This window comes from Porphyrobacter sp. TH134 (genome assembly GCF_002855495.1).
GTDB lineage: Bacteria > Pseudomonadota > Alphaproteobacteria > Sphingomonadales > Sphingomonadaceae > Erythrobacter.
The window spans coordinates 37,953-59,848 of the sequence record NZ_PKRO01000008.1 but is presented as its reverse complement, the minus strand read 5'-3'; the positions used below and the strand labels follow the sequence as shown (position 1 = coordinate 59,848).

15 protein-coding genes are annotated in these 21,896 nt (G+C 65.4%); 5 read left to right on the top strand and 10 right to left on the bottom strand.

What is annotated here, in order from left to right; translation table 11 throughout:
* Nucleotides 1–36 precede the first annotated feature (36 nt).
* Genes C0V72_RS05670 through C0V72_RS05660 form a run of 3 tightly spaced genes read right to left on the bottom strand, consistent with a single transcriptional unit; the run spans nucleotide 37 to nucleotide 6,036 of the window.
* Nucleotides 37–1,245, bottom strand: a complete 1,209-nt coding sequence (locus tag C0V72_RS05670) for an endo-1,4-beta-xylanase (protein ID WP_233999795.1) — start codon at nucleotides 1,243–1,245, stop codon at nucleotides 37–39.
* Between the two features lies 1 nt (nucleotide 1,246).
* A complete protein-coding gene (locus C0V72_RS05665) occupies nucleotides 1,247–3,598 on the bottom strand; it encodes a glycoside hydrolase family 3 N-terminal domain-containing protein (protein ID WP_101792250.1) in 2,352 nt (783 codons plus the stop codon).
* A gap of 29 nt (nucleotides 3,599–3,627) precedes the next feature.
* The gene (locus C0V72_RS05660; protein WP_101792249.1) at nucleotides 3,628–6,036 is read right to left on the bottom strand and encodes a glycoside hydrolase family 3 N-terminal domain-containing protein; all 2,409 of its coding nucleotides are present in this window, start codon (nucleotides 6,034–6,036) and stop codon (nucleotides 3,628–3,630) included.
* 59 nt (nucleotides 6,037–6,095) lie between these two features.
* Between C0V72_RS05660 and C0V72_RS05655 the strand changes: the two genes are divergently transcribed.
* The 4 genes from C0V72_RS05655 (at nucleotide 6,096) to C0V72_RS05640 (ending at nucleotide 12,124) form a co-directional block, all read left to right on the top strand.
* Complete coding sequence (locus C0V72_RS05655) at nucleotides 6,096–8,186, top strand: alpha-glucuronidase (RefSeq protein ID WP_101792248.1); 2,091 nt, start codon at nucleotides 6,096–6,098, stop codon at nucleotides 8,184–8,186.
* Nucleotides 8,187–8,253: 67 nt separating this feature from the next.
* Nucleotides 8,254–9,366 (top strand): LacI family DNA-binding transcriptional regulator, encoded by a 1,113-nt coding sequence (locus C0V72_RS05650; protein ID WP_101792247.1) that lies wholly within the window; start codon nucleotides 8,254–8,256, stop codon nucleotides 9,364–9,366.
* Nucleotides 9,363–11,147, top strand: coding sequence for an IlvD/Edd family dehydratase (locus C0V72_RS05645; protein ID WP_101792246.1), 1,785 nt, complete (start codon nucleotides 9,363–9,365; stop codon nucleotides 11,145–11,147). The genes C0V72_RS05650 and C0V72_RS05645 overlap by 4 nt, the downstream gene beginning before the upstream one ends.
* The gene (locus tag C0V72_RS05640; RefSeq protein WP_101792245.1) at nucleotides 11,147–12,124 is read left to right on the top strand and encodes a glycoside hydrolase family 43 protein; all 978 of its coding nucleotides are present in this window, start codon (nucleotides 11,147–11,149) and stop codon (nucleotides 12,122–12,124) included. The genes C0V72_RS05645 and C0V72_RS05640 overlap by 1 nt, the downstream gene beginning before the upstream one ends.
* Here the strand turns inward: C0V72_RS05640 and C0V72_RS05635 are convergent.
* The 5 genes from C0V72_RS05635 to C0V72_RS05615 all read right to left on the bottom strand — a co-directional run bounded on the left by C0V72_RS05635 (nucleotide 12,121) and on the right by C0V72_RS05615 (nucleotide 17,954).
* The gene (locus C0V72_RS05635) at nucleotides 12,121–12,972 is read right to left on the bottom strand and encodes an aldose 1-epimerase (protein ID WP_101792244.1); all 852 of its coding nucleotides are present in this window, start codon (nucleotides 12,970–12,972) and stop codon (nucleotides 12,121–12,123) included. The genes C0V72_RS05640 and C0V72_RS05635 overlap by 4 nt on opposite strands.
* Before the next feature lie 207 nt (nucleotides 12,973–13,179).
* Entirely contained in the window at nucleotides 13,180–15,093 is a 1,914-nt protein-coding gene (locus tag C0V72_RS05630) for a sialate O-acetylesterase (protein WP_101792243.1), read from the bottom strand.
* Nucleotides 15,094–15,978 (bottom strand): SMP-30/gluconolactonase/LRE family protein, encoded by an 885-nt coding sequence (locus tag C0V72_RS05625; protein ID WP_101792242.1) that lies wholly within the window; start codon nucleotides 15,976–15,978, stop codon nucleotides 15,094–15,096.
* Nucleotides 15,969–16,727: an SDR family NAD(P)-dependent oxidoreductase gene (locus tag C0V72_RS05620; RefSeq protein ID WP_101792286.1), complete on the bottom strand. Its 759-nt coding sequence runs from the start codon at nucleotides 16,725–16,727 to the stop codon at nucleotides 15,969–15,971. Before C0V72_RS05620 ends, C0V72_RS05625 begins: the two co-directional genes overlap by 10 nt.
* 102 nt (nucleotides 16,728–16,829) lie before the next feature.
* Nucleotides 16,830–17,954: a fumarylacetoacetate hydrolase family protein gene (locus C0V72_RS05615; RefSeq protein WP_101792241.1), complete on the bottom strand. Its 1,125-nt coding sequence runs from the start codon at nucleotides 17,952–17,954 to the stop codon at nucleotides 16,830–16,832.
* 98 nt (nucleotides 17,955–18,052) lie between these two features.
* On the opposite strand from C0V72_RS05615, the gene C0V72_RS05610 reads away from it, so the two are divergent.
* Nucleotides 18,053–19,702 carry a glycoside hydrolase family 43 protein gene (locus C0V72_RS05610; protein ID WP_233999794.1) on the top strand — a complete coding sequence of 550 codons (1,650 nt, stop codon included), beginning with the start codon at nucleotides 18,053–18,055 and terminating at the stop codon, nucleotides 19,700–19,702.
* Between the two features lie 9 nt (nucleotides 19,703–19,711).
* Here the strand turns inward: C0V72_RS05610 and C0V72_RS05605 are convergent, their stop codons facing one another.
* Together C0V72_RS05605 and C0V72_RS05600 are read right to left on the bottom strand one after the other, a co-directional pair.
* A complete protein-coding gene (locus C0V72_RS05605) occupies nucleotides 19,712–20,839 on the bottom strand; it encodes a hypothetical protein (protein ID WP_101792240.1) in 1,128 nt (375 codons plus the stop codon).
* A gap of 19 nt (nucleotides 20,840–20,858) precedes the next feature.
* Nucleotides 20,859–21,890, bottom strand: coding sequence for a glycoside hydrolase family 5 protein (locus tag C0V72_RS05600; protein WP_233999793.1), 1,032 nt, complete (start codon nucleotides 21,888–21,890; stop codon nucleotides 20,859–20,861).
* Nucleotides 21,891–21,896 lie beyond the last annotated feature (6 nt).

Here is a 21,896-nt window from a genome sequence, read left to right as displayed (position 1 = left end):
TATGCCCGGGCCGCAGGGGAACTGTCGGCGAGAGGATCAGCCGGCAGCGGTTATCACGGTGGCAAGCGCATTGCGCAGCGGCTTGGCGCGGTATTGGGAATCGTAAGGGGTGCCGCGCACCTCCTGCCCGTCAGCGCGGCGTGCCTGATCGAAGCCTTGCAGCCAGTTGAACCTGTCCACCATGCCCCAGGCCAGCACATCATCGAGATGCGCGCTGTAATCATACATCACCTCGAAATAGCGCCGCGCAAAGTCGGCGACCTTCTCGTCGCGCTGAGCGATATTGGCGGGCAGCGCCTTGTCCTTCACATCGAATTCGGTGATCAGCAGGCGGTAACCCATGCCGGTCACCTCATCGAGGAACCGGCGCCATTCGCGCTCGGCATAGGGGCCGACGCCGGTGGCCGGATCGATCGCGAACATCTCGATATGCGACTGGATGCCCAGCGCATCGACCGGGGTGCCGCGCTTCTTCAGCCCTTCCAGCAGGCGCAGCACATCGGCGCAGTGCTTCAGGTGCTGCGGCTCCCAGCTCATGTAGTCATTATAGACCAGCTGCGCGTCCGGAAGTTCGGCCCGCGCGGTGTGGAAGGCGAGGTCGATCACCGCTTCGGGGCTACCCATCGCGCGGCTCATGCTGGTCTGGATCGGGGCGTTGCGGTCATGATCGATCGCCTCGTTCACCACATCGTAGCTGGTGATGATGCCCTTGTAGCGCTGCGTGACGGTGCGGATATGTTCGGTCAGCAGCCGCTCGGCCTCGCGCACCGGGTTCGCGCCGTAATCATAGGTGTTGAGCCAGCCGGGGAACCACTGGGGGCGGTGCCACAGCAGCGTGTGCCCGCGCACCGCGAGCGCGTTTTCCTGCGCCCATCGCACGATCTCGTCCATCCGGTCGAAGGTGTAGGCCGTGGGTGAGGGGCGCAGCGCCTGCCACTTCATCTCGTTTTCCGGGACCACCAGACCGCACTCGCCCTTGATGATCGCGGTATAGGCCGCGTTCTGGATCGATCCTGCCGCGGGGTTGCCGGGGGAGGACGCGATGGCGCTGCCGAACTTGCGGCCCCCTTTGGCAGCGAGGGCATGGAGGCCGGGCTGCGGCACGCCGGCGGGGCCAGCGGCGGGCGGCGGCGCGCTGATGGGCGCGGGCGCGGTTCCGGCCGATGCGCCGCCACAGCCGATCAGCGGCATCGCAGCCATTCCGGCAAGCGCGGCGCGGCGCGAAAGGGTGAAATCCTTATCCATATCAGATGATCTCCACATCGAGCGGGGTGAGGCTGGCCGAGCTGTTTCCGGCCCATAGCCGCACAGGGCCGGGCGGGTTGGTTTCGGCAAGATTTTCGTCCCAGATCGCCAGTTGGCGGGCAGGGATGGTGAAGGTGAGTGTGCGGCTTTCCCCCGGCGCCAGCGTCACACGCTGGAAGCCCTTCAATTCAAGCACCGGGCGGCTGACGGCAAGGCTAGTGCGGGTGATGTAGAGCTGCACCACCTCATCGCCCGCGCGGCTGCCGGTATTGGTGACGGTGACTTGCGCCGTAATGTTCTCGTCGCGGGCGAAGCGCGTCGTGGCGGTACGCGGGGCGGAGATGGCGAAGCTGGTGTAGCTGAGGCCGTGGCCGAAGGCGAACAGCGGGGCCTTGTCATCGAACAGGTAGCCGCGCCGTGCGCTGGGCTTGTGGTTGTAGAACAGCGGGATCTGCCCTGCGTTGCGCACCACGCTGACCGGCAGCTTGGCGCCCGGATTGATGTCCCCCAGCAGCGCTTCGGCAACGGCTTGGCCACCTTCCTGCCCCGGATACCAGCATTCCAGCATCGCATCGGCTTTGGCGATCACATTGGGCCAGCTGGGCGGGCGGCCATTGTAAGCGGCAACGATTAGCGGCTTGCCCAGCGCGGCGAGCGCATCGACCAGCGCGTTCTGTTCGCCCAGAATGTCGATGCTGGTGCGGTCGCCGAGGTGGTTTTTCGCAAAGCCTTCGCGGCTGGTCTGCTCTGTATCACCGATGGCGAGGATGATGGTGTCGGCGGTGCGCGCCACCTCCACGGCCTCGGCAATCAGCTTGAGGTTGGCGGCGCGGTCAGCCAGTGTCACTTCGTCCGCCGATCGATCCTCGCTGGTGGTGATGAACACGCCTTGGGCGGTGACGAAATCGGCATCCGGCGCGGCGGCGCGCAGGCCCTCGATCAGGCTGATGGTCTGCTTGGGCACGCTCGAATAGCCGCCCAGCCGCGCGATGGCGTGGTTCGGCCCGATCACCGCGACCCGGCCCATCTTTGCCCGGTCGAGCGGCAGCGCGCCCTTATTGGTGAGCAGGCACACGCCCTTGCGCGCCGCCTCCAGCGCCAGCGCGCGGGCTTCGACGTTGCCGGTGATCCGCTCCGCGAGAGCAGCATCGCCATAGGGGTTCTCGAACAGCCCGCAGCGGAACTTGAACGCGAGCATCCGCGCACAGGCGGTGTGCACCAGCGCCTGCGGAACGCGGCCCGCGCGCACGGCTTCGGTCAAGGTGGCGAAGGCCTGGCCTTCGGGCAATTCGCTGTCGACCCCGGCGCGCAAGGCCTGATGCGCTGCATCCTCCAGATCGCGCGCGACATGGTGGAGCGTTGCGAGTTCATGCACCCCGCCATAGTCGCTGGCGATGATCCCGTCGAAGCCCCACTCGCCGCGCAGCACATCGCCCAGCAGCCAGGTGTTGCCATGCGAGGGCACGCCGTCGATCTCGTTATAACTCGGCATCACTGCGCCGACCGAGCAGCGGCGCACGACCTCGCGGAAGGGGGGGAAGAAGTTTTCGCGCAGTTCGCGCTCGGAAATCTGGGCGGGCGCGACATTGTTGCCGCTTTCGGGCTGACCGTGGCCGGTCATGTGCTTCAACGTGGCGAAGACCTTGCCATCGGCGAGACGCTCGAACTTGCCGGGCCCTTGCAGGCCTTCGACGGCCGCGACCGCCATTTCGGCAGCCAGATATGGGTCTTCGCCCCAGGTCTCCTCAATCCGTCCCCAGCGCGGATCGCGCACGATATCGACCACCGGGGAGAGAACCAGCGGTACCCCGCGCGCGCGGGTTTCGCGGGCAATGACGGACTGCACGCGGTGCATCAGATCGGTGTCGAAACTGCCCGCCAGCGCAATCGCCTGCGGGAACATGGTCGCATCGGTGGCCATGTAGCCGTGGAGCGATTCTTCATGCAGCAGCACCGGAATGCCGAGGCGGGTGTCCTCCAGCGCCCAGCGTTGCAGGGCGTTGATGAAAGCCACCGTTTCGGCCGGCGTGCGCCAGCGCGCTGCCGTGCCGCCGGCTGCACCGGTGATGCCGGGCACGCCGCGCTTATCGCTCGGGCGGGTGACGTGGCCGATTCCGTCGGGGAAGGCGGCGCTGGCCTTGGCCGCGTCAAACGCCAGCCCGTCGATCATATCCGCCTTTGCCGCCCAGGCCGTCCGGATTTGCGCGACTTTTTCTTCCAGCGTCATGCGCGCCATCAGGTCGGCGACCCGCAGCGGGATGGGGGCGGCGGCATCCTTGTACACCGCGCGCCCTTGCGCGAGCGCCGAAGGGGCGGCCGCCAGCGCCAGCACGGCAAGGCTGCCTCCCGCCATCAATCGTAGCGCATGACGGCGGGAGAGGCTCACTCGGTCACCGTCAGCGTTGCGCTTTGCACCTCCGCCGAATTGGCGCCGGTCATGATTGTGAAGGTACCAGGTTCGGTCACCTGCTTCATATCCGCATTCCACATCGCAAAGGCGCGCGGTTCGATGGTGATCGCCACATTGCGGGTTTCGCCGGGGGCCAGCGTCACGCGGCTGAAGCCGACCAGCTCCTTCACCGGCCGGGTGACCGAGCTGACATCGTCGCGCAGATACACCTGCACCACTTCGTCGCCCGCGCGCTTGCCGGTGTTGGTGACCGGCACGGTGACCGTGACGCCTTGCCCAGCCTTGATACTGCTGGCCGAAAGCTGCGGTGCGCTAAGCGTGAAGGTCGTGTAGCTGAGCCCGAACCCGAAGGGATACAGCGGGGCGGTTGTGTCAAACAGATAGCCGCGCCGTGCGCTCGGCTTGTGGTTGTAGAACATCGGCAGCTGGCCCGCGTTGCGCGCGACCGAGACGGGCAGCTTGCCGCCCGGATTGATGGTGCCCAGAAGCGCATCGGCAATCGCGGTGCCCTGCTGTTCGCCCGCGTACCATGTTTCGAGCACCGCGTCGGCTTCTGCCGCGATGGTCGGATAGCTCGGCGGACGGCCATTGACGAGCACCGCGACTACCGGCTTGCCCAGCGCCTTCAGCGCGGTGAACAATTCGTTCTGCTCGCCCACCAGATCGAGGCTGGTGCGGTCGCCAAGGTGCCCCGCCGCCCACCCTTCGCGGCTGGTTTTCTCGGTGTCGCCGATGAACAGCACGATGGTGTCGGCGGTCTTGGCGATCTCGACCGCTTCGGCGATGCGCCGCAGGTTTTCGTCGCGGTCGCCAAGTTCAACGGGATCATCCCACCAGTCGCTATCGCCCTTGACGATTTCGACGCCCAGCGCGTGGACGATGTTGGCGCGGTCACCCACCGCCGCGCGAATGCCGGCAAGCGGCGTGACGTTCGCGCGCGGTTCGCCGTAATAGCCGCCGAGGCGCGCGACATCGGCATTGGGGCCGATGACCGCGATGGTCGGCTTCTTACCGCCGCCGTCAGCAGGCAGAGCCAGCGGCAGCGCGCCATTGTTCTTGAGCAGCACCAGCGATTTTTCCGCCGCCTTTCGCGCCAGCGCGACGCCTTCTGCGCCGTTGCTGGTTTTCGCCTTGGCCAGATCGGGCCAGGGATTGTCGAACAATCCGGCGTTGAACTTGGTGGTCAGCAACCGGCGCACGGCGTTGTCGATCGCGGCCTCAGGCACGCGGCCTTCGCGCACGCTGCTTGCCAGATCCTTGAAGCCCGCACCTTCGGGCAGATCGACATCGACGCCGGCGAGCAGCGCAATTTCGCCCGCACCGGCATTGTCGGGGGCGATGTGGTGGAGGCGCGCCATGTCCTCGATGGCGTAATAGTCCGAAACCACCGCGCCGCGGTAACCCCACTCGCCGCGCAGCACGCTATCCAGCAGCCACTTGTTGGCGTGGCTGGGCAACCCGTCGATCTCGTTGTAGCTGGCCATCACGGCGTCGATCTTGGTGCGTTTGACCACCTGTTCGAACGGCGGGAAGAACATTTCGCGCAACGTGCGCTCGCTGATCTGGGCGGGGCCCACGTTGGTGCCGCTTTCGGGCTGGCCGTGGCCGGTCATGTGCTTCAGCGTTGCCATCACCTTGCCCGGCGCCAGCTTGCGATCCGTGCCGGTGCCCATCAGCCCTTCGACCGAGGCGACGCCCATTTCGCCGACGAGGAACGGGTCTTCCCCGAACGTCTCCTCGATCCGGCCCCAGCGCGGGTCGCGCGCGACATCCACCACGGGAGAGAGCACCGAGTGGACGCCGCGCGCGTGGGTCTCGTCAGCTATAAGGGCATTGATCTCACGGATCAAAGAGGGGTCCCAGGTGCTGGCAAGACCGATGGCCTGCGGGAAAGCGGTCGCGTCCTTGGCGGCGAGACCGTGAAGCGATTCTTCGTGAAACAGGACAGGGATGCCGAGCCGGGTGTTCTGCATCGCCCAGCGCTGCGCATCGATCACATATTGGATGCTGGCTTCGATGCTGCGGCGCGGGACTGTGCGCGGGGAGGATGGCCCGGCGCGGTCGGACGGGCGGGCGATCTGGCCGATCCCGTGCGGGAATTTGGCCGCGGCCTTGGCAGGATCGAAATCATCGCCTGCGCCCTGGATCTGGCCCTTGCTGTCCCAGATGGTGATGATCTGCGCGACCTTTTCGTCCAGCGTCATGCGCGCCAGCAGGTCTTCGACGCGTTGTTCGGTCGGCAGCTTGGCGTTCCAGTATGGCGCGTCCTTCATCGCCCGCTCAATCGCCACCGGTTGCGCCAGCACCGCCGGCGCTGCGACCATGCCGAACGCCGCCAGACATACGCCAGCCGCCAGCGCGGCCCGCTTGATCCCCTTCATGTGATGTCCCTCTCCTGCCACGGCGGCTTGACTGACCGCCTCTTTGTGGTAGCGCTACCATGATGAGAGGGAAAGGCATTGTCAACCGGCTTGCTGCGATTGCAGCTGCGCTGCTTGTGGCGGGGCCGCTGCATGCCGAGGACGGCTATGCCCTGTGGTTGCGACACGCGCCGCCGGAGGGTGAGGGGCGATCGCGGCTGGCCAGATTGGGCGGGCTGATTGTCGCCAATAACCCGGACCACCCGACTGTCGCGCTGGCGATGCGCGAACTTGATGACGGACTGGCCCAGCTGCGGGGCGGGGCAGCGGCGGCAGACGGGGCTGCTACCGGCATTCGCTTCGATTGCCACGATCCCGCAGTGGCGCGTGGCGGGGCGTTCCGGGTCATGGCGGACAAGGCCAGCCTGCGCATCGCGGCTGGTGAGCCGGTGGGATGCCTCTACGCCGCTTATGCTATCCTGCGCGAATTGGGGCAGGGCGTTGATCCTGCGAAGCTCGCCCTTGATGAAGCGCCCGCCATGCCGCTCAGGATGCTCAACCACTGGGACAACCCTGATGGCCATGTGGAACGCGGCTATTCTGGGCGGTCGATCTTCGATTGGTGGCACCTGCCCGAAAAGCTCGGTCCCCGGATGATCGATTATGCCCGCGCCAATGCGTCGCTGGGCATCAACGCGGTGGTGGTGAACAACGTCAACGCCCGCGCCTTTATGCTGGAGCCGCGCTATATCGCGAAGCTTGCGCGGCTGGCCGATGCATGGCGGCCCTATGGCATCCGGGTGTTCCTGTCCGCCCGCTTCAGTGCGCCCAAGGACATCGGTGGGCTAGCCACGGCGGACCCGCTCGACCCGCAGGTGCAAGCGTGGTGGCGCGCCAAAGCTGATGAAATCTATGCCGCCATCCCCGATTTCGGCGGGTTCCTCGTCAAGGCCAACTCCGAAGGCCAGCCCGGCCCGCAGGACTATGGCCGCACCCATGCCGACGGCGCGAATATGCTCGCCGCCGCGCTGGGCATGCGTGGCACGGTGATCTGGCGCGCTTTCGTCTACCAAGCTGAAGACACCACCGACCGCACGATGCAGGCCTATGCCGAGTTCCAGCCGCTGGATGGGCAGTTCGCTGACAATGTCATCGTGCAGATCAAGAACGGCCCGCTCGATTTCCAGCCGCGCGAGCCGTTCCACCCCCTGTTCGGAGCCATGCCCAAGACGCGCCTGATGCTGGAGACGCAGATCACCCGCGAATATCTGGGGCAGGCGACCGGCATCGCGTACCTTGCGCCCTTGTGGAAAGAGGTGCTGGATGCCGACACCGGGCGGGGCGGCCCAAAGCCAAAAACCGTTGCGCAGATCGTCAGCCCGGTGGGCATGGCGGGGGTCGCCAACACCGGAAGCGACCGCAATTGGACCGGCACGCATTTCGATCAGGCCAACTGGTACGCCTTCGGGCGGCTGGCGTGGAATCCTTCGCTGACCAGCGAAGACATCGCCCGCGAATGGACCGCGCAGACCTTCACCCGCGACACGGAAACGGTCAGGCGCATTGCCGCGATGATGCTGGGGAGCCGCGATCTTGTAGCCCAATACACCGCGCCGCTCGGTCTTGCGCACCTGATGGGGACCGGCCACCACTATGGCCCCTCGCCATGGGTGTGCGATCTCGAACGGCCCGACTGGAACCCCTGCTATTACCACCGTGCCGACAAGGACGGGATCGGCTTCGACCGCACGGCCAAGGGTTCGGGCGCGCTCGCTCAATATGCGCCGAGTATCGCTGCACAATGGGCCGATGCGGCGACAATCGACGAAAAGTACCTCCTGTGGTTCCACCGCGTCCGCTGGGACCATCGCATCAAGGGCGGCGACACGCTTTGGGAACGCCTCGCCGCTGAATACGCCTGGGCCGAAATCGGGTTGCGGGGGCGCATTCAGAGCTGGGAGGGCTTGCGCCCCCACATCGATGCCGAACGCCACGCCGCCATCGCCGCTGACATGGCACGGGAGCTGAAAGACGCGCGTTGGTGGCGCGACGCATCGATGGCCTATTGGCAATCGGTGAACGGCCTGCCGCTGCCTGCCGGCGCGCGGCCGATCCCCGAAAGCCTCGAAGCCTATCGGGCGCGGACCTTCCCGGAAGCGCCGGGCCAATGAGTGGGCCAATGATAGCGCATTTCATCGCGCTTGCTGACACTCGGGCGCACGCAGTATGGCGGCGCCTATGAACAAGCACGCCGAACCCGCCGCCCCCAGCCGCAAACGCGCCGCCCGGCGCAGCAATGCCGCGCCCACGATCACCGACGTCGCCCGCGAGGCGGCCTGTTCGCCGATGACCGTCAGCCGCGTCATCAATGGCGAGGAGAATGTGCGCGAGGACACCAAGCAAAAGGTGCTGAGCGCGATTGCAAAGCTCAACTACGTCCCCAACCGCGCGGCCCGCTCGCTCGCGGCGGGATCGCAGCTGCGCATCGCTCTGCTGTTCGACAACCCTTCCGCCTCCTACCTCAGCGAATTCCTGATGGGCGCGCTGGAAGAGGCCAGTCGCCGCGACATCTATCTGGTGGTGCAGGCCTGCGAGAACACGGCCGAGGCGCAAAAGGTGATCCGCAAGCTGCTCGATGGCGGGATCGAGGGTTTCATTCTGCCGCCACCGCTGTGCGATGACCAGAGCGTGCTTGACCTGATCCGTTCATCCGGCGGCATTGCGGTCGCGGTCGGTCCGGGGCGGGCGAGCGGTAGCCACGGCGCGGTGCTGATCGACGAGTTTCAGGCCGCTTACGACATGACGAAGCACATCATCGGCCTTGGCCATGAACGCATCGGCTTCATCATCGGCAACCCTGAACAGGTGGCCTCCGGGCGGCGTCTGCTGGGATATCGTTCGGCGATGAAGGATGCCGGGCTGGCGATTGACGAAGGCCTGATTGCGCAGGGACAATTCACCTATCGTTCGGGCATGGTCGCAGCGGAAAAGCTGCTCAGCGCGGCCCACACGCCAACGGCGATCTTTGCCTCCAACGATGACATGGCCGCCGCCACCGTCGCCATGGCGCACCGGCGGCATCTGGATGTGCCGAACGACATCACCGTGTGCGGTTTCGACGATACCGAACTTGCCAGCTCGATCTGGCCGGAACTGACCACCATCCGCCAGCCGATCCGCGAAATGACCGCCGAGGCGGTGGCGATGATCGCGCGGGTGCACAAGCAGAAGCCGCGTGCGAGCCGCGCCAAGGCCGAACAGCTGACGCTGGCCTACCAGCTGATCCGCCGCAATTCCGATGCGGGGCCCAGCCTTGCGTCCTCCTTCAGCAAACCCCCCGGGAGCCCATGACCAAACAAGCCTCACCCCGCCGCCTGCGCTCGCGCGACTGGTTCGACAACCGCGAACGCATGGACATGACGGCGCTCTATCTCGAACGTTTCATGAATTACGGGGTGACGCCCGAGGAGCTGCGAAGCGGCAAGCCGATCATCGGCATTGCGCAATCCGGCAGCGACCTTTCCCCCTGCAACCGCATCCACGTCGATCTGGCCAAGCGCACCCGCGATGGCATCCGCGATGCGGGCGGCATTCCCATCGAATTTCCCGTCCACCCGATCTTCGAGAACTGCCGCAGGCCGACGGCGGCGCTGGACCGCAACCTGCTCTATCTCGGGCTGGTGGAACTGCTGAACGGCTATCCGCTGGACGGCGTGGTGCTGACCACGGGGTGCGACAAGACCACGCCGAGCCAGATCATGGCGGCGAGCACGGTGGATATTCCCGCGATCGTGCTGAGCGGCGGCCCGATGCTCGACGGATGGCATGAAGGCGAGCTGGTCGGCAGTGGCACGGTGATCTGGCGCAGCCGCAGGAAGCTCGCTGCGGGCGAGATCGACGAGGACGAGTTCCTGGACCGCGCCACCAGCAGCGCGCCGTCTGCGGGCCACTGCAATTCGATGGGCACCGCCAGCACGATGAACGCGGTGGCGGAGGCGCTGGGCCTGTCGCTCACCGGTTGCGCGGCGATCCCCGCGCCCTATCGCGAGCGCGGGCAGATGGCCTATCGCACCGGGCGTCGGATCGTAGAGATGGTGCTCGAAGATCTGAAACCATCGGACATCCTGACGCGCGAAGCGTTCGAGAACGCAATTGCCTGCGTCAGCGTTATCGGCGGCAGCTCCAACGCGCAGCCGCACATCATGGCGATGGCCGCGCACGCCGGGGTGAGGCTCGAAACCGATGTGTGGCAGGGGCATGGCTACGACCTGCCGCTGCTCGTCAACATGCAGCCTGCCGGGCAATATCTGGGCGAGCGCTTCCACCGTGCGGGCGGTGTGCCTGCGGCCTTGTGGGAATTGCTCAACGCTGGGAAGCTGCACGGCAATGTCGTCACCTGCACCGGCAAGATGATGGCGGAAAACCTCGCGGGCGCGGAAACCCGCGATCGCGAGATGATCCGGCCTTTCGCCGACCCGCTGATCGACAAGGCGGGCTTCATGGTACTGTCGGGCAACCTGTTCGATTTCGCGATCCTCAAGACATCCGTGATCGGCCCCGCCTTCCGCGCGCGCTACCTCTCGCGTCCCGGCTCCGAAGGCGTGTTCGAGGCGCGCGCCATCGTGTTCGACGGGTCGGACGATTACCACCACCGCATCAACGATCCCGCGCTCGCGATCGACGAGGACTGCATTCTCGTCATCCGCGGCTCGGGCGTGATCGGGTGGCCGGGGAGCGCCGAGGTGGTCAATATGCAGCCGCCAGACGCGATGATCCGCGCCGGCAAGCCGTGGCTGCCGACTCTGGGCGACGGGCGCCAATCGGGGACGAGCGACAGCCCCTCGATCCTTAACGTCAGCCCCGAAAGCGCAGTTGGCGGGGGCCTCAGCTGGCTGCGGACGGGCGACATCATCCGTGTCGATCTCAACGCAAGGCGCTGCGATGCGCTGGTCGACGAAGCAGAGATCGCGCGCCGCCGCGCGGAGGAGACCTGCCCGCCGGTCCCCGAAAGCCAGACCCCGTGGGAGGAACTCTACCGCGAAAAGACCGGGCAGCTGGCCGAAGGCGGCGTGATGGACTTTGCGCTCAAGTACCGCGGTACGGCCCGCAAGCTGCCACGGCATAATCACTGATGCGCTGGCTTGCCTTCACCGTGCTGCTGGCGGTGAGCCCACTGGCAGCCGAAGAACCCGTGCCCGGATCGAACCCGATTATCCGCGACCGCTTCACCGCCGACCCCGCGCCGCTGGTGATCGGCGACACGCTGTGGCTCTACACCAGCCACGACGAAGTGGCGGACGGCGAAATGTTCAATATGAAGGAATGGCTCGCCTACTCGACCACCGACATGCGCGAATGGACGTTTCATGGGTCGGTGATGAACATCAAGGGCTTTGCGTGGGCATCGCACGATGCGTGGGCGGTGCAGGTGATCGAAAAGCACGGGCGGTACTGGCTGTACGCCCCCGTTGAACATGACGCGACCAAGCCGGGCAAGGCGATTGGCGTTGCAGTGTCGGACCGACCGGAAGGCCCCTTCGTGGACGCCAAGGGCGCAGCGCTCATCAGCAACGACATGACCCCCAAAGGCACGCACAGCTGGGAAGATATCGATCCCACCGTCTTCACTGACGATGAGGGCACCACCTGGATCGCTTGGGGCAACCGCCAATGCTATATCGCCAAGCTCGGCGACGACATGATCAGCATCGACGGGCCGATTACCGAAATCACTCCGCCGCATTTTGAGGAAGGCCCGTGGCTGCACAAGCGAGGCGGGCTCTACTACCTCACCTATGCCTCATTAGACCGCAGCGATCACAAGGATGAGCGTGTGTCCTATGCCACCGCCACCACGCCGCTGGGGCCGTGGACATACCGGGGCGAACTGACCGGATCAGGGGAGGGCAGCTTTACTATCCACCCGGGCATCGCTGAGTTCAAAGGCCAGTGGTATCTGTTCCTCCACAACGCGGCGCTCACCATCGGCGACCGGAAAGGCGCGCTGGGGCGGCGGGCGGTGACGGTGGAACACCTTAGCTACGATGCGGACGGATTGATGCGGCCGGTGATCCAGACGGCCGCAGGCATCACCGCGCCCCCGCCTTAGGCGACCCCGATCCGCAACGTCAGACTGGCCGTTTCGCCCGGTTCGATCAGCTGCATTCCGCCGGTATTGGCGGCATCGGGCAGGTGGTTGACCGGTTCGAGACACAAGATGTCAGGATCGGCCGGCGCGTAAAGGTGCAAGTGCCCCGCGCCTTCGGCCGCAAGCATGATCGTGCCCATGTCATCGCTGACCAGCGCCGCGCCGTGCCAGCCGGTGAAGCAATGATCGATCAGCGCATCCGGCACCGCCGCGCCGCCATCAGCCGCAAAGTCCGCGAAGTGCGACGGCGCCAGATGCTCTCCGGTCGGGATCATGTCTGCCCCCACGGCCACAATCGGGCCTGACCGGAACGCGATCCGGCTTTCCGGTCGGCGGCGCAGATAGGGGTGCAAGCCCAGCCCGGCAGGCATCAGCCGGTTGGAATCATTGGTGAGCGAGAGCGTGATGGCGCAGCCCGTGTCCGATAGCTGGATGACCGTCCGCGCCACATAGGCCCACGGCCAACCACCGGCCGCCTCGTCATGGCGGTGGATCAACACGCAGGTGTTGCGCAGGCACCCGGCGACCTCCCATTCCGATTGCCACCCGTGGCCGTGGATCGCATGACGTTCGGGCGGGAAATTGGGGGGCAGCCACACCATTGCGTTATCCCACGCGAACCGTCCGGCCGCGATCCGGTTGCACCACGGCACCATCGGGAAACACGCCGCGGCGAGCGGATCAATGACGCCATCAGGCATGGCCCGCAGCACTGGCACGCCGCCGCAATCCAGCGCACCGATCAGCCCGCCCGCATGGGGCAGCACCCGCGCGCGCCATGCGCCATGTTCGAGTTTAATCTCCGACATTGCCCCAAAAAATCCTATGCAATCAGACTGTCAGAGCGTGTTCGGCAAGGCACGATCGGCATCGCTGCGGCTGCGCCATACACCCCCTGATGCTTGTATGGCGGGCAGTCCCTAGAGGCGTCTGGGGCCCGTCGGAAGTGAAAATCGGCACTCTGCCCACTACCAGTGCGCCGGCTCTTCCGGGCGAAAAGCGGCGGTGCGTCAGCTTCAAGGCGCGATATCGAGGCCAAAGCCGGGGATAGGCATCCCGCCGCCATCGACCAGATTGACCACCGGCGCATCGGCCCAGGCATAACGCACGCGGGTGGGCGCCATGCCCTGCGGCACGGGGATTACCATCCGGCTGCCAGCAAGGCTGGCAAGCGCAAAGCGGCACGTTTCCATCCCCGCCTCGCACAGCTCCACGCCAAGCGGGTAGGGGCCGCCCTGCGCCTGCAATGCGCCTTCGATCCCGGTGAAGCTGACGGTGACCATGTCGCCATTCCGCACCGCGCCTTCCGGCATCGGCAGGGCGCGGCCATTGAAGGCTTCGGCCAGCCGCTTGCCCAGATCGTTCTTGTTGGCGGGGTGAATATCGGTTGGCTCGCCAATGTCGATTGCTGTGACCAGCGCGGCGTTGGAATCGGCGACGACCGCGAGGCGTTGTTCGTCGCGCAATTGCGCCCAACCGGATTCGCCCGGCGCTGCGCGGCGCTCTCCCCAATCGGCCAGTTGCACCACCAGCATCCGTGTTTGCGGCCCGAACTGGCGGCGCCATCCGGCAAACAGCGTCGCCAGCTTCTGGTCATAGGCCGGCTGGCCTGCATCGGATTCCCCCTGATACCAAGCGACGCCGGCCAGTGTCATGCGGCCCAGCGGGGCGATCATCGCATTGTGCATGACGCCAAGGCCTGCATTGGCATCCCAGGGTGCGCGCGGCGGAACATCGGTAACGGCGGTGGCCGCATATTCCCAATTCGTGCCCAGCGGCACCCGGTCACCATTTGCCGCCGTGAAGGCAAGCCGCTCCGGCCCGGCGAAGAACCCGCCGGTATCCCACATGTTGTTGGCCGCGATCAGGATTTCGTTCTTCCCCGCCTTCAGATGCGCAGGCGGCACGCGGTAGGTGCGTTCCACCCCCCAACCGAAGGTGTAGCCGACCGGATGGCCATTGACGAAGGTCAGGTCCATGTCATCGATCGCGCCGATTGCCAGGCTGCCTTCACCCGCCGCCTGTTCAGGCGTAAGCGTGACGACCGTGCGCAGCCAGACATTGGCACGCGGGTTTGTGTCGAGCCCGGTGCCGGTCCATTCGTTCCACAGCGTGAACTTGGGGGTCGGCTTCCAGTCGAGCAGCGCAGAGTTCTTCCAAGGCTCGCGCCCGCTATCTTTCGCGCGCCACCAGTCGAACCATTGCGGCACAAAGGCTTGGGCCGCGGCATAGGGATCGCGGGCATAAAGGCCCAACTGATCGAGCGCGGCCTGCCCGTGCAGTGCCAGCACGCCTTCGGGGTCAAGCCATGCCCGCGCGGCGCTGCCGCCCCAGTTCGAATGGATCAGGCCGATGGGCGTTGCCGGGTCTTTCCTGCGCAGCGCTTTTGCCATGTAAAAGCAGGCGGCGGAAAAATCGGCCACGCTGGTGCTGGTGGCGGGCCGCCAGGTGACCGGGCCCCCAAATTGGACTTGCGGCAAAGGCGCGGTGGTTTTCGGCACCATCAGCAGCCGGATGCTGTCATCAGGCGCGAGGCGCAGCTGGTTTTCGGCATCCAGCGCGCGGGTGACTGACAGTTCCATGTTGGATTGCCCGGCGCACAAAAAGACATTGCCGATCAGAATGTTGTTGTAGGTTGTTGTGCCCGTTTCGTCACTGATGGTGAGCGTCACCGGAGCTGCGCTGCCAGACTGCGCGGGCAGGGTGATGGAAAAGACGCCCGATCCGTCCGCAACCGCGCCAGACCCGGTCTTGCCCAGTCTTGCTGCCACCTTGACCCCGGGCTGCGTGCGCCCCGAGACGGTCAGCGGCTGGCCTGCTTGCAGCACCATATTGTCCCCGAACCCGGCATCGAGCACCGGGTTGGACAGTGCTGCGGCTGGCCAGAGCATGGCAAGTCCTGCCGCCAGGCCTTTGGTTGCGCGCATCATTTACCCCAATCTCGCCAGCGGCTGGACAAAGCCTGCAACCGGGGCGTCAAACGCAAACAGACTGCCTGCCTGCGGCATTTGCGCCATGTCCTGTTGGGTCATATTCTTGGTGGCCGAGGTGACATAGCCGGTTTTGAGGTCTGCCCCCCCAAACGCCAGCTTGGTAATATCGCGGGCTGGCATGGGGACTGCGGCGACCAGCTTTCCGTCAGGTGAAAACCGCGCAACGGTGCTGCCGTGGTACAGCCCGGTCCAGACATGATCCTCGGCATCGACCACCGGCCCATCGGGGTAGGCGGCGGGAAACAGGGCTGCGGTATCCGCAAACAGCCGCGCCTCGCCGACACCGGCGGGCGACAGATCGGCTACCATGATTTTTTGTGCGATGGTGTCGGTGAAGTAGATCCGGTCGCCTGCCGCATTGACCGCCGGGCCGTTGGTGATCGCGATGCCCGCTGGGCCAGCCGGGCGAACCTCGCCGCGGTCGAATACGTAGAACCGGCCCGATGCTGCGCTTTCGGCATCGTCCATCGAACCGAACCACACCCGGCCCCAAGGGTCGGTGCAGGCATCGTTGAGCCGGTTGGAGGCGGGCTCTCCGGGAACGGTGCAAAGTTTTGTAAAGGTGTCGGTTTCAGGAGCGAAGGTATAGAGCCCGTCCTTCAACCCGCACAATAGCAAGCCATTGTCGGCCGGGATCGCCCAGCCAATCTGCTCGGGCGCGTCGGCAAACCGGTTGCTGCCGGTGGCAGGGTCAAAGTGCCACAACCGCCGCCGCTTGATATCGACAAACCACACCACCGCGCGGCTCGCATCCCACAGCACGCCTTCGCCGAGCAGACAGTCGGCAGCCAGCACCGCGCTGACCGGCACGCTTATCTCCATCCAGCATCAACCCAGTAATTGTGGCCCGTGCAAAACCGCGAATCGTCGGCCGCCAGAAACAGCGCCATCGCGGCAATATCAGCGGGCTGGATGCGCCCATCAAGGCATTGCGCGGCAACGATTTCCGCCTCACCATCGGGTGAATACCATTTCATCTGCCGCGGGGTCTGGACGTTGCCGGGGACGATCGCATTGACGCGGATATTGTCGCGCCCCAACTCGCGCGCCAGGCTGCGGGTCAGACCCTCGATCGCGGCCTTGGCCGTCTGGTAGATTACCAGATCCATCAGGCCCAGGTGCCAGCTGATCGATCCCATGTTGACAATCGACCCGCCACCGCTGTCCCGCATTGCCGGAATAATCGCCTTGGCCGCAAAGAACTGGTGCTTGAGGTTGACCGCCATCCGCTCGTCCCAATAGGCGGGTGTGATGTCCTCCAGCTTGTGGCGATCATCGCTGGCGGCGTTGTTGATCAGCACATCGCAGCCGCCCAGCCGATTGATCAGCTGGCCGATCTTGTCGACGTAATCGTCGCAATCCGTGATGTCGCAGGGCAGAAAATGCGGCGCGATTTCCGCATCGGCCAGCCGCCGGATCAGTTGCTCGCTCGCGCTTTGCTGGATGTCGACAAAGCCGACCGCCGCCCCTTGCCGGACGAAGGCTTCGACCATCGCTTCGCCGATTCCCGAGCCGCCTCCACTCACGATCACCCGGCGCCCGGTCAGGCTCGGGTAGATCGCGCTGTGCACGCTGGCACTGCTTGATTGCGCGTCCAAATTTAGTCCCCATCCCTTCTTGACGCTCCGGATGATCCCCAACCGGCGCGCCTTGTCAATTCAAGTTCCGTGCCGTCAAATCCGGTCGATCAGACCGCGTGCGGCCAGATTGCGGGCAAAGGCGGCGATCCCCATGGTCCAGGCCGGCGCATCGCGTGAGGTAGTGACCGTGTTGGTCAGGCTACCCAGCTTGCGCGATCGGATCGTGACCACATCGCCGACCTTGTGCGTAAAGCCCGCCCCGGGCGTGTCGCGGTCCTGCGTCGGCGCGAACAGCGTGCCGCAAAACAGCACGAAGCCATCGGGGTAGTGATGTTCTGACAGGCACTGCGCCACCAGATCGAGCGGATCGCGGCTGATCTGGCTCATATCGTTGCGCCCTTCGAGCAGGTAGCCTTCCGGCCCCTCGATCGTCAGTTCGACATCGGCTGTGCGCACATCGTCGATGGTGAAATTGTCGTCAAACAGGCGGATAAACGGCCCGATGGCGCAGCTGGCCGTGTTGTCCTTGGCCTTGGACAGCAACAAGGCCGAGCGGCCTTCGAAATCGCGCAGGTTCACGTCATTGCCCAGCGTCGCGCCGACCACTTCGCCGTCCGCATCGCAGACCAGCACGACCTCGGGTTCGGGGTTGTTCCAGTGCGAATCCGATCGCACGCCAACCGGCGCGCCGGTGCCGACTGCTGACAGGGTGGGGGCCTTGGAGAAAATCTCCGCGTCCGGCCCGATGGCGACTTCAAGATATTGCGACCACATGCCTTCTTTGATCAGCACGTCCTTGAGCTGCGCGGCGGCCGCGCTGCCGGGGACGACCGAACGAATGCCAGCGCCCACTTTGTCTTCAAGCTGCGTGCGGATCGCTGCGGCAGCCGTGGCGTCGCCGCGGGCGCGTTCTTCGATCACGCGCTCGATTGCCGAGAGCGCGAAGGTGACGCCGCTGGCCTTGATGGATTGGAGGTCAATCGGGGTGAGCAGCGACCAGCCTTCAGGCAAGCCATTGTCCACCGGGCCAAGCGCGGGCCCGCCCGTGAAGCTGCGCCGCGCGACAGCGCCGGCCACAGTGCTGGTGATGGCGGTCAGATCGTGGATCACGCCATTCACGATGCCGATCACGCACGGCCCGTCGGGCGATTGCGCCCGGCCGATGAAGTGGCCCTGGCGGTAATCCGCCGGCAGACTTTCCAGTATCCTTACGGCCATTTCTGGCTCTTGCCCTCCTGATTGATAGCGCTACCATAGGCACACAATCGCGGGCCGACAAGCCCCCAAAAGCAGGCGATAAGCGGGAGAAAATGGTGATGAAGCGCAAGATTGCAGGGATGGTGGGCGCACTTGCGCTGATGACGACGGCTGGAGCAGCAGCAGCGCGCGATAATGTCGCCGCGTTCGATTATCTCGCTTACGAATCGGCAGAAGCTGCGGCGGCGGTGCCGGGCGGCCAGTTTCGCAATCCGGTGCTCCCCGGCTTCCATCCCGATCCTTCAATCGTGCGGGTGGGGGATGATTTCTACGCTGTCACATCAACCTTCAGCTGGTTTCCGGGCCTGCCGATCCTGCACAGCACCGATCTGGTCAACTGGCGGCTGATCGGCAATGCGATCGACCGCCCGGCACAGCTCGATTTTTCAGGGCTCGGCACCAATCGCGGGCTGTTCGCGCCAGCGATCACGCATCATGATGGCAAATTCTGGATCGTGAACACCTGCATCGAATGCGGCGGCAATTTCGTCATCACCGCCACCGACCCCGCCGGGCCGTGGAGCGATCCGGCGTGGCTCGATTTTGGGGGGATCGACCCATCGCTGTTCTTCGATGCCGATGGAACAGCGTGGATCGTCTACAATGATGCGCCTCGGGGCGAGCCGCGGTACGAAGGCCACCGCGCGCTGTGGATCCAGCAATTTGATCCGGTGGCGCAGAAGGTTCTGCCAAACCGCACCTTGCTGGTCGACGGCGGGGTCGACCCGTCCGCCAACCCGATCTGGGCCGAGGGGCCGCATATCTACAAGATTGGCGAGTGGTATTACCTGCTGACCGCCGAAGGGGGCACCGCCGACCAGCATTCGCAAACGATCTACCGCGCGCGCGCTGTGACCGGGCCGTTCACGCCGGGGCCGTTCAACCCGATCCTGACCCAGCGCGATCTACCCGCCGATCGCCCTGACCGGATCGAGGCGACGGGCCATGCGGACATCGTCCAGCTGGACGATGGCTCATGGTGGGGCGTGTTCCTGGCCACCCGGCCGTTTGCGGGCCAATCGACGCTGCTGGGGCGCGAGACGTTCCTGTTGCCGCTGCGCTGGGTCGATGGCTGGCCGCGCTTCCTTGATCGTCAGGAAGCGGTGCCGATGGTGCTGGACAAGCCCAAGTTGCCGGCATCGCCTGCGTCCGAATGGAACAGCTGGCGCGACGAATTTGACGGCGCGCTCTCGGATGAATGGATCGGGCTGCGCACCCCGGGGCAGACACCGCAATGGACCACAGCAGCCGGCGCGTTGCAGGTTGTCGCAGGCCCTGCTGCGGCGGGCAGCCTTGGCACGCCGGCCTTTGTTGGCCGCCGGTTGCGGCACACCCGCGCGGAGATTTCCACCCGGCTCACCTTCACGCCCGAGCGCAGCGGCGATTTTGCCGGGCTGCTCGCCTTCATGGACGAGAGCCATTTTCTGGCTGCGGGCAAAGAGCGCGGCCGGCTGGTGGTGCGGCTGCGCACGGCGGCAGAGCAGGGCAGCAGCGGCGTTGTGGTCGCCGAGGCTCCGCTGACGACCGATGTGCCGATTGAACTGAAGCTCGCGCTGGATGGTGGCAGCGCGCAGGTGTCGTGGCGGGCGCAGGGCACGGCGGCATGGCAAGCGGTGGGCGGCCCGATCAATGTCGAGCCGCTCGCATCGGTTTATGCCGGGCTGTTTACCGGGCTGGTGGTCGGGCCTTACGCCTTTTTGCCGGGCTAGTGCGCGGGCTCAGTTGGTCTTGAAGACATAGACCGGCCCGACCTCGATGGTCTGCGCTGCGCCCGCAAAGTGCAGCGTAACCGTGGCATCGCCCGCACCGAACCCGCGGGCAGCCGTGAAGGGCAGGTTCACCATCTGCCAGCGATCGCCGATCTTGAAGACCTTGTCGCCGAAGCCCTCGTAAGGCGGCGTTGCGCTTTGGATGCGGGCATAGATCACGCCCTTGCCGTCGTCGGTCTTGGCGCTGATCGTGCGCGCGACCACGGCGACCGTGAATGTATCGCCTTCGTTGATCGCGGGGATGATCGGGATCGCCGTGGTCAGATCCCAGCGATTGGCACCCGCCTGCGGAGCGATGAAGCGGGTTGCCTTTTGCAGCCAGATTTCCGGGATATCGATCCCCTGCCAGCTGCCGCCCGATCCGCCATGCGCCCAGGCGCGGTTGGTGGGATCATTGATCAATTGCCCTGCGCTGCGCAAAGCGTCGGGCATTTCGATGGTGGCGGGGTCTTTCAGGTCGGGCTGCGTAGCCGCGGCGGCGACCGCCGTCTTGGCGACGATGGTCGGTGAGCCTTTGACCACGATGACCTGTCCGATCTCGACCTGCTGCCGGGCGCCGGCCAATTGCAGCGCGACGATGGCATCAGCCTTGCGGATGCGCTTGTCGGCGCGGGCGGTGACTTCGTGCCATTCCCACACTGATCCCACCATCACAGTGGTATCGCCAAACCCGCCATAGGGCGCGGCGTTTTCCTGAATGCGCACGCCGATCACCCCCTTGCCGTCCGGCCTTTCGGTGCTGACCACGCGGGCATAGAAGCCGACGGTGACCTGATCGCCCGAGGTGATGTCGGCCAGCAAGGGCACGTTGGCCGCCACGGTGTAGGCAAATGCGCCCTTGGCCGTGATGTCGAACACCCGCGCCGCGCCGCCGCCGGGGATATCGGCCGCCTGCCTTCCGCTGGTTTCGTAATTCTCGCCAAAGCTGGCCCAATCAATCCGGGTGGGATCGTTGATGAGGTCGCCCGGCACCTGTTCGTCAAAGGCGGCGAGTTCGGGGGGCAGCTGGGCAGCGGCAGGGCAGGCGAGGGCCAGAAGCGCGGCCCCGGCGACAAGCGTGATACGGCGGCTGTTCATGGTTGTCTGATCCTTGCTCTCAGTCCTGTTCCTTCAGCCCCAGCGCGCCGAGCATCCCGGGCAGCCAGCGGCCTTTGGCGGAATCGTAAAAGGGGAAGGTGTTGGTGTAGGCCCAGGTGCACACCCCGATGCCGGTGGGGGCGAAGGCATCGGTGATCATGCGGTGATATTTCACCCGATCGGCGAGCGGAATGTGGCGATCAAACGCGCCGACTTCGCCCATGAAGGGGGTCTTGCCGGTGCGGGCCATATAGGTCTGGATGCTGGCCACATCCCTGGCGAGCTGCGCTGCATCCTGCGTGGTCGGAAAGGCGCGGCCCACGGGCGGAATATCGGGCGCCGTCCATTCAGCCCCCTGATGGGTATAGGTGAAGGGGTCGTAATAGTGGAACGTCGGGTGGATGTTCGGATCTTCAGGCAGCGCCAGGGTTTCCAGCGACTTGATCCCGCTCCAGTTCTCACCCCCGATAATCACCGCGCGGGTCGGATGCAGCGCCCGCACTTCCTTCAGCGCCGGGGCGAGCGTTTCGAGCAGGTTGGTGTGATTGAAGTTCTTGTGCGGTTCATTCTCCAGCTCGAACCACAAGCTGTCCTCGGGATATCCGGCAAAGCGCGCCGCGATCTGCTTCCATACCCCGCCGTGCCATGCGGCAACACCCAAGGGGTCATCATGGATCGGATCGAAATGGTGGCTGTTGAGGATCACGTTGAGATCCTCCGCCAGCGCCCAGTCGACGATCTGCTGCACCCGGGCCATCCATTTGGCATCGACGGTGTAAGGCGGCTTGTCGCTCGACTTGTTGTGCCAGCGTACGGGGATACGGACAGTGTCGAAACCGGCCGCCTTGATCCGTTCGAAATCCGCCTTTCGCGCCGGAGCACCGCCCCACGCGCCCTCGGTTTCGGGCTCCAGCGTGTTGCCCATGTTGATGCAGGTGCCCACCGGCAGCGGTTTGGTGACGGCAGGCGTCTGCTGGGCACTAGCGGTGCTGATCGGAGCCATCGTCATGGCGGCAACGGGCAGCAGTGCGGCGAGCATTGAGCGTTTCATCGGTCT

Excerpts from the sequence above, each read along its gene's own strand:
- C0V72_RS05670 (WP_233999795.1), bottom strand. The coding sequence starts at position 1,245 with ATGGATAAGGATTTCACCCTTTCGCGCCGCGCCGCGCTTGCCGGAATG.
- C0V72_RS05665 (WP_101792250.1), bottom strand. The coding sequence starts at position 3,598 with ATGGCGGGAGGCAGCCTTGCCGTGCTGGCGCTGGCGGCCGCCCCTTCG.
- C0V72_RS05660 (WP_101792249.1), bottom strand. The coding sequence starts at position 6,036 with ATGAAGGGGATCAAGCGGGCCGCGCTGGCGGCTGGCGTATGTCTGGCG.
- C0V72_RS05655 (WP_101792248.1), top strand. The coding sequence starts at position 6,096 with ATGATGAGAGGGAAAGGCATTGTCAACCGGCTTGCTGCGATTGCAGCT.
- C0V72_RS05650 (WP_101792247.1), top strand. The coding sequence starts at position 8,254 with ATGAACAAGCACGCCGAACCCGCCGCCCCCAGCCGCAAACGCGCCGCC.
- C0V72_RS05645 (WP_101792246.1), top strand. The coding sequence starts at position 9,363 with ATGACCAAACAAGCCTCACCCCGCCGCCTGCGCTCGCGCGACTGGTTC.
- C0V72_RS05640 (WP_101792245.1), top strand. The coding sequence starts at position 11,147 with ATGCGCTGGCTTGCCTTCACCGTGCTGCTGGCGGTGAGCCCACTGGCA.
- C0V72_RS05635 (WP_101792244.1), bottom strand. The coding sequence starts at position 12,972 with ATGTCGGAGATTAAACTCGAACATGGCGCATGGCGCGCGCGGGTGCTG.
- C0V72_RS05630 (WP_101792243.1), bottom strand. The coding sequence starts at position 15,093 with ATGATGCGCGCAACCAAAGGCCTGGCGGCAGGACTTGCCATGCTCTGG.
- C0V72_RS05625 (WP_101792242.1), bottom strand. The coding sequence starts at position 15,978 with ATGGAGATAAGCGTGCCGGTCAGCGCGGTGCTGGCTGCCGACTGTCTG.
- C0V72_RS05615 (WP_101792241.1), bottom strand. The coding sequence starts at position 17,954 with ATGGCCGTAAGGATACTGGAAAGTCTGCCGGCGGATTACCGCCAGGGC.
- C0V72_RS05610 (WP_233999794.1), top strand. The coding sequence starts at position 18,053 with ATGAAGCGCAAGATTGCAGGGATGGTGGGCGCACTTGCGCTGATGACG.
- C0V72_RS05605 (WP_101792240.1), bottom strand. The coding sequence starts at position 20,839 with ATGAACAGCCGCCGTATCACGCTTGTCGCCGGGGCCGCGCTTCTGGCC.
- C0V72_RS05600 (WP_233999793.1), bottom strand. The coding sequence starts at position 21,890 with ATGAAACGCTCAATGCTCGCCGCACTGCTGCCCGTTGCCGCCATGACG.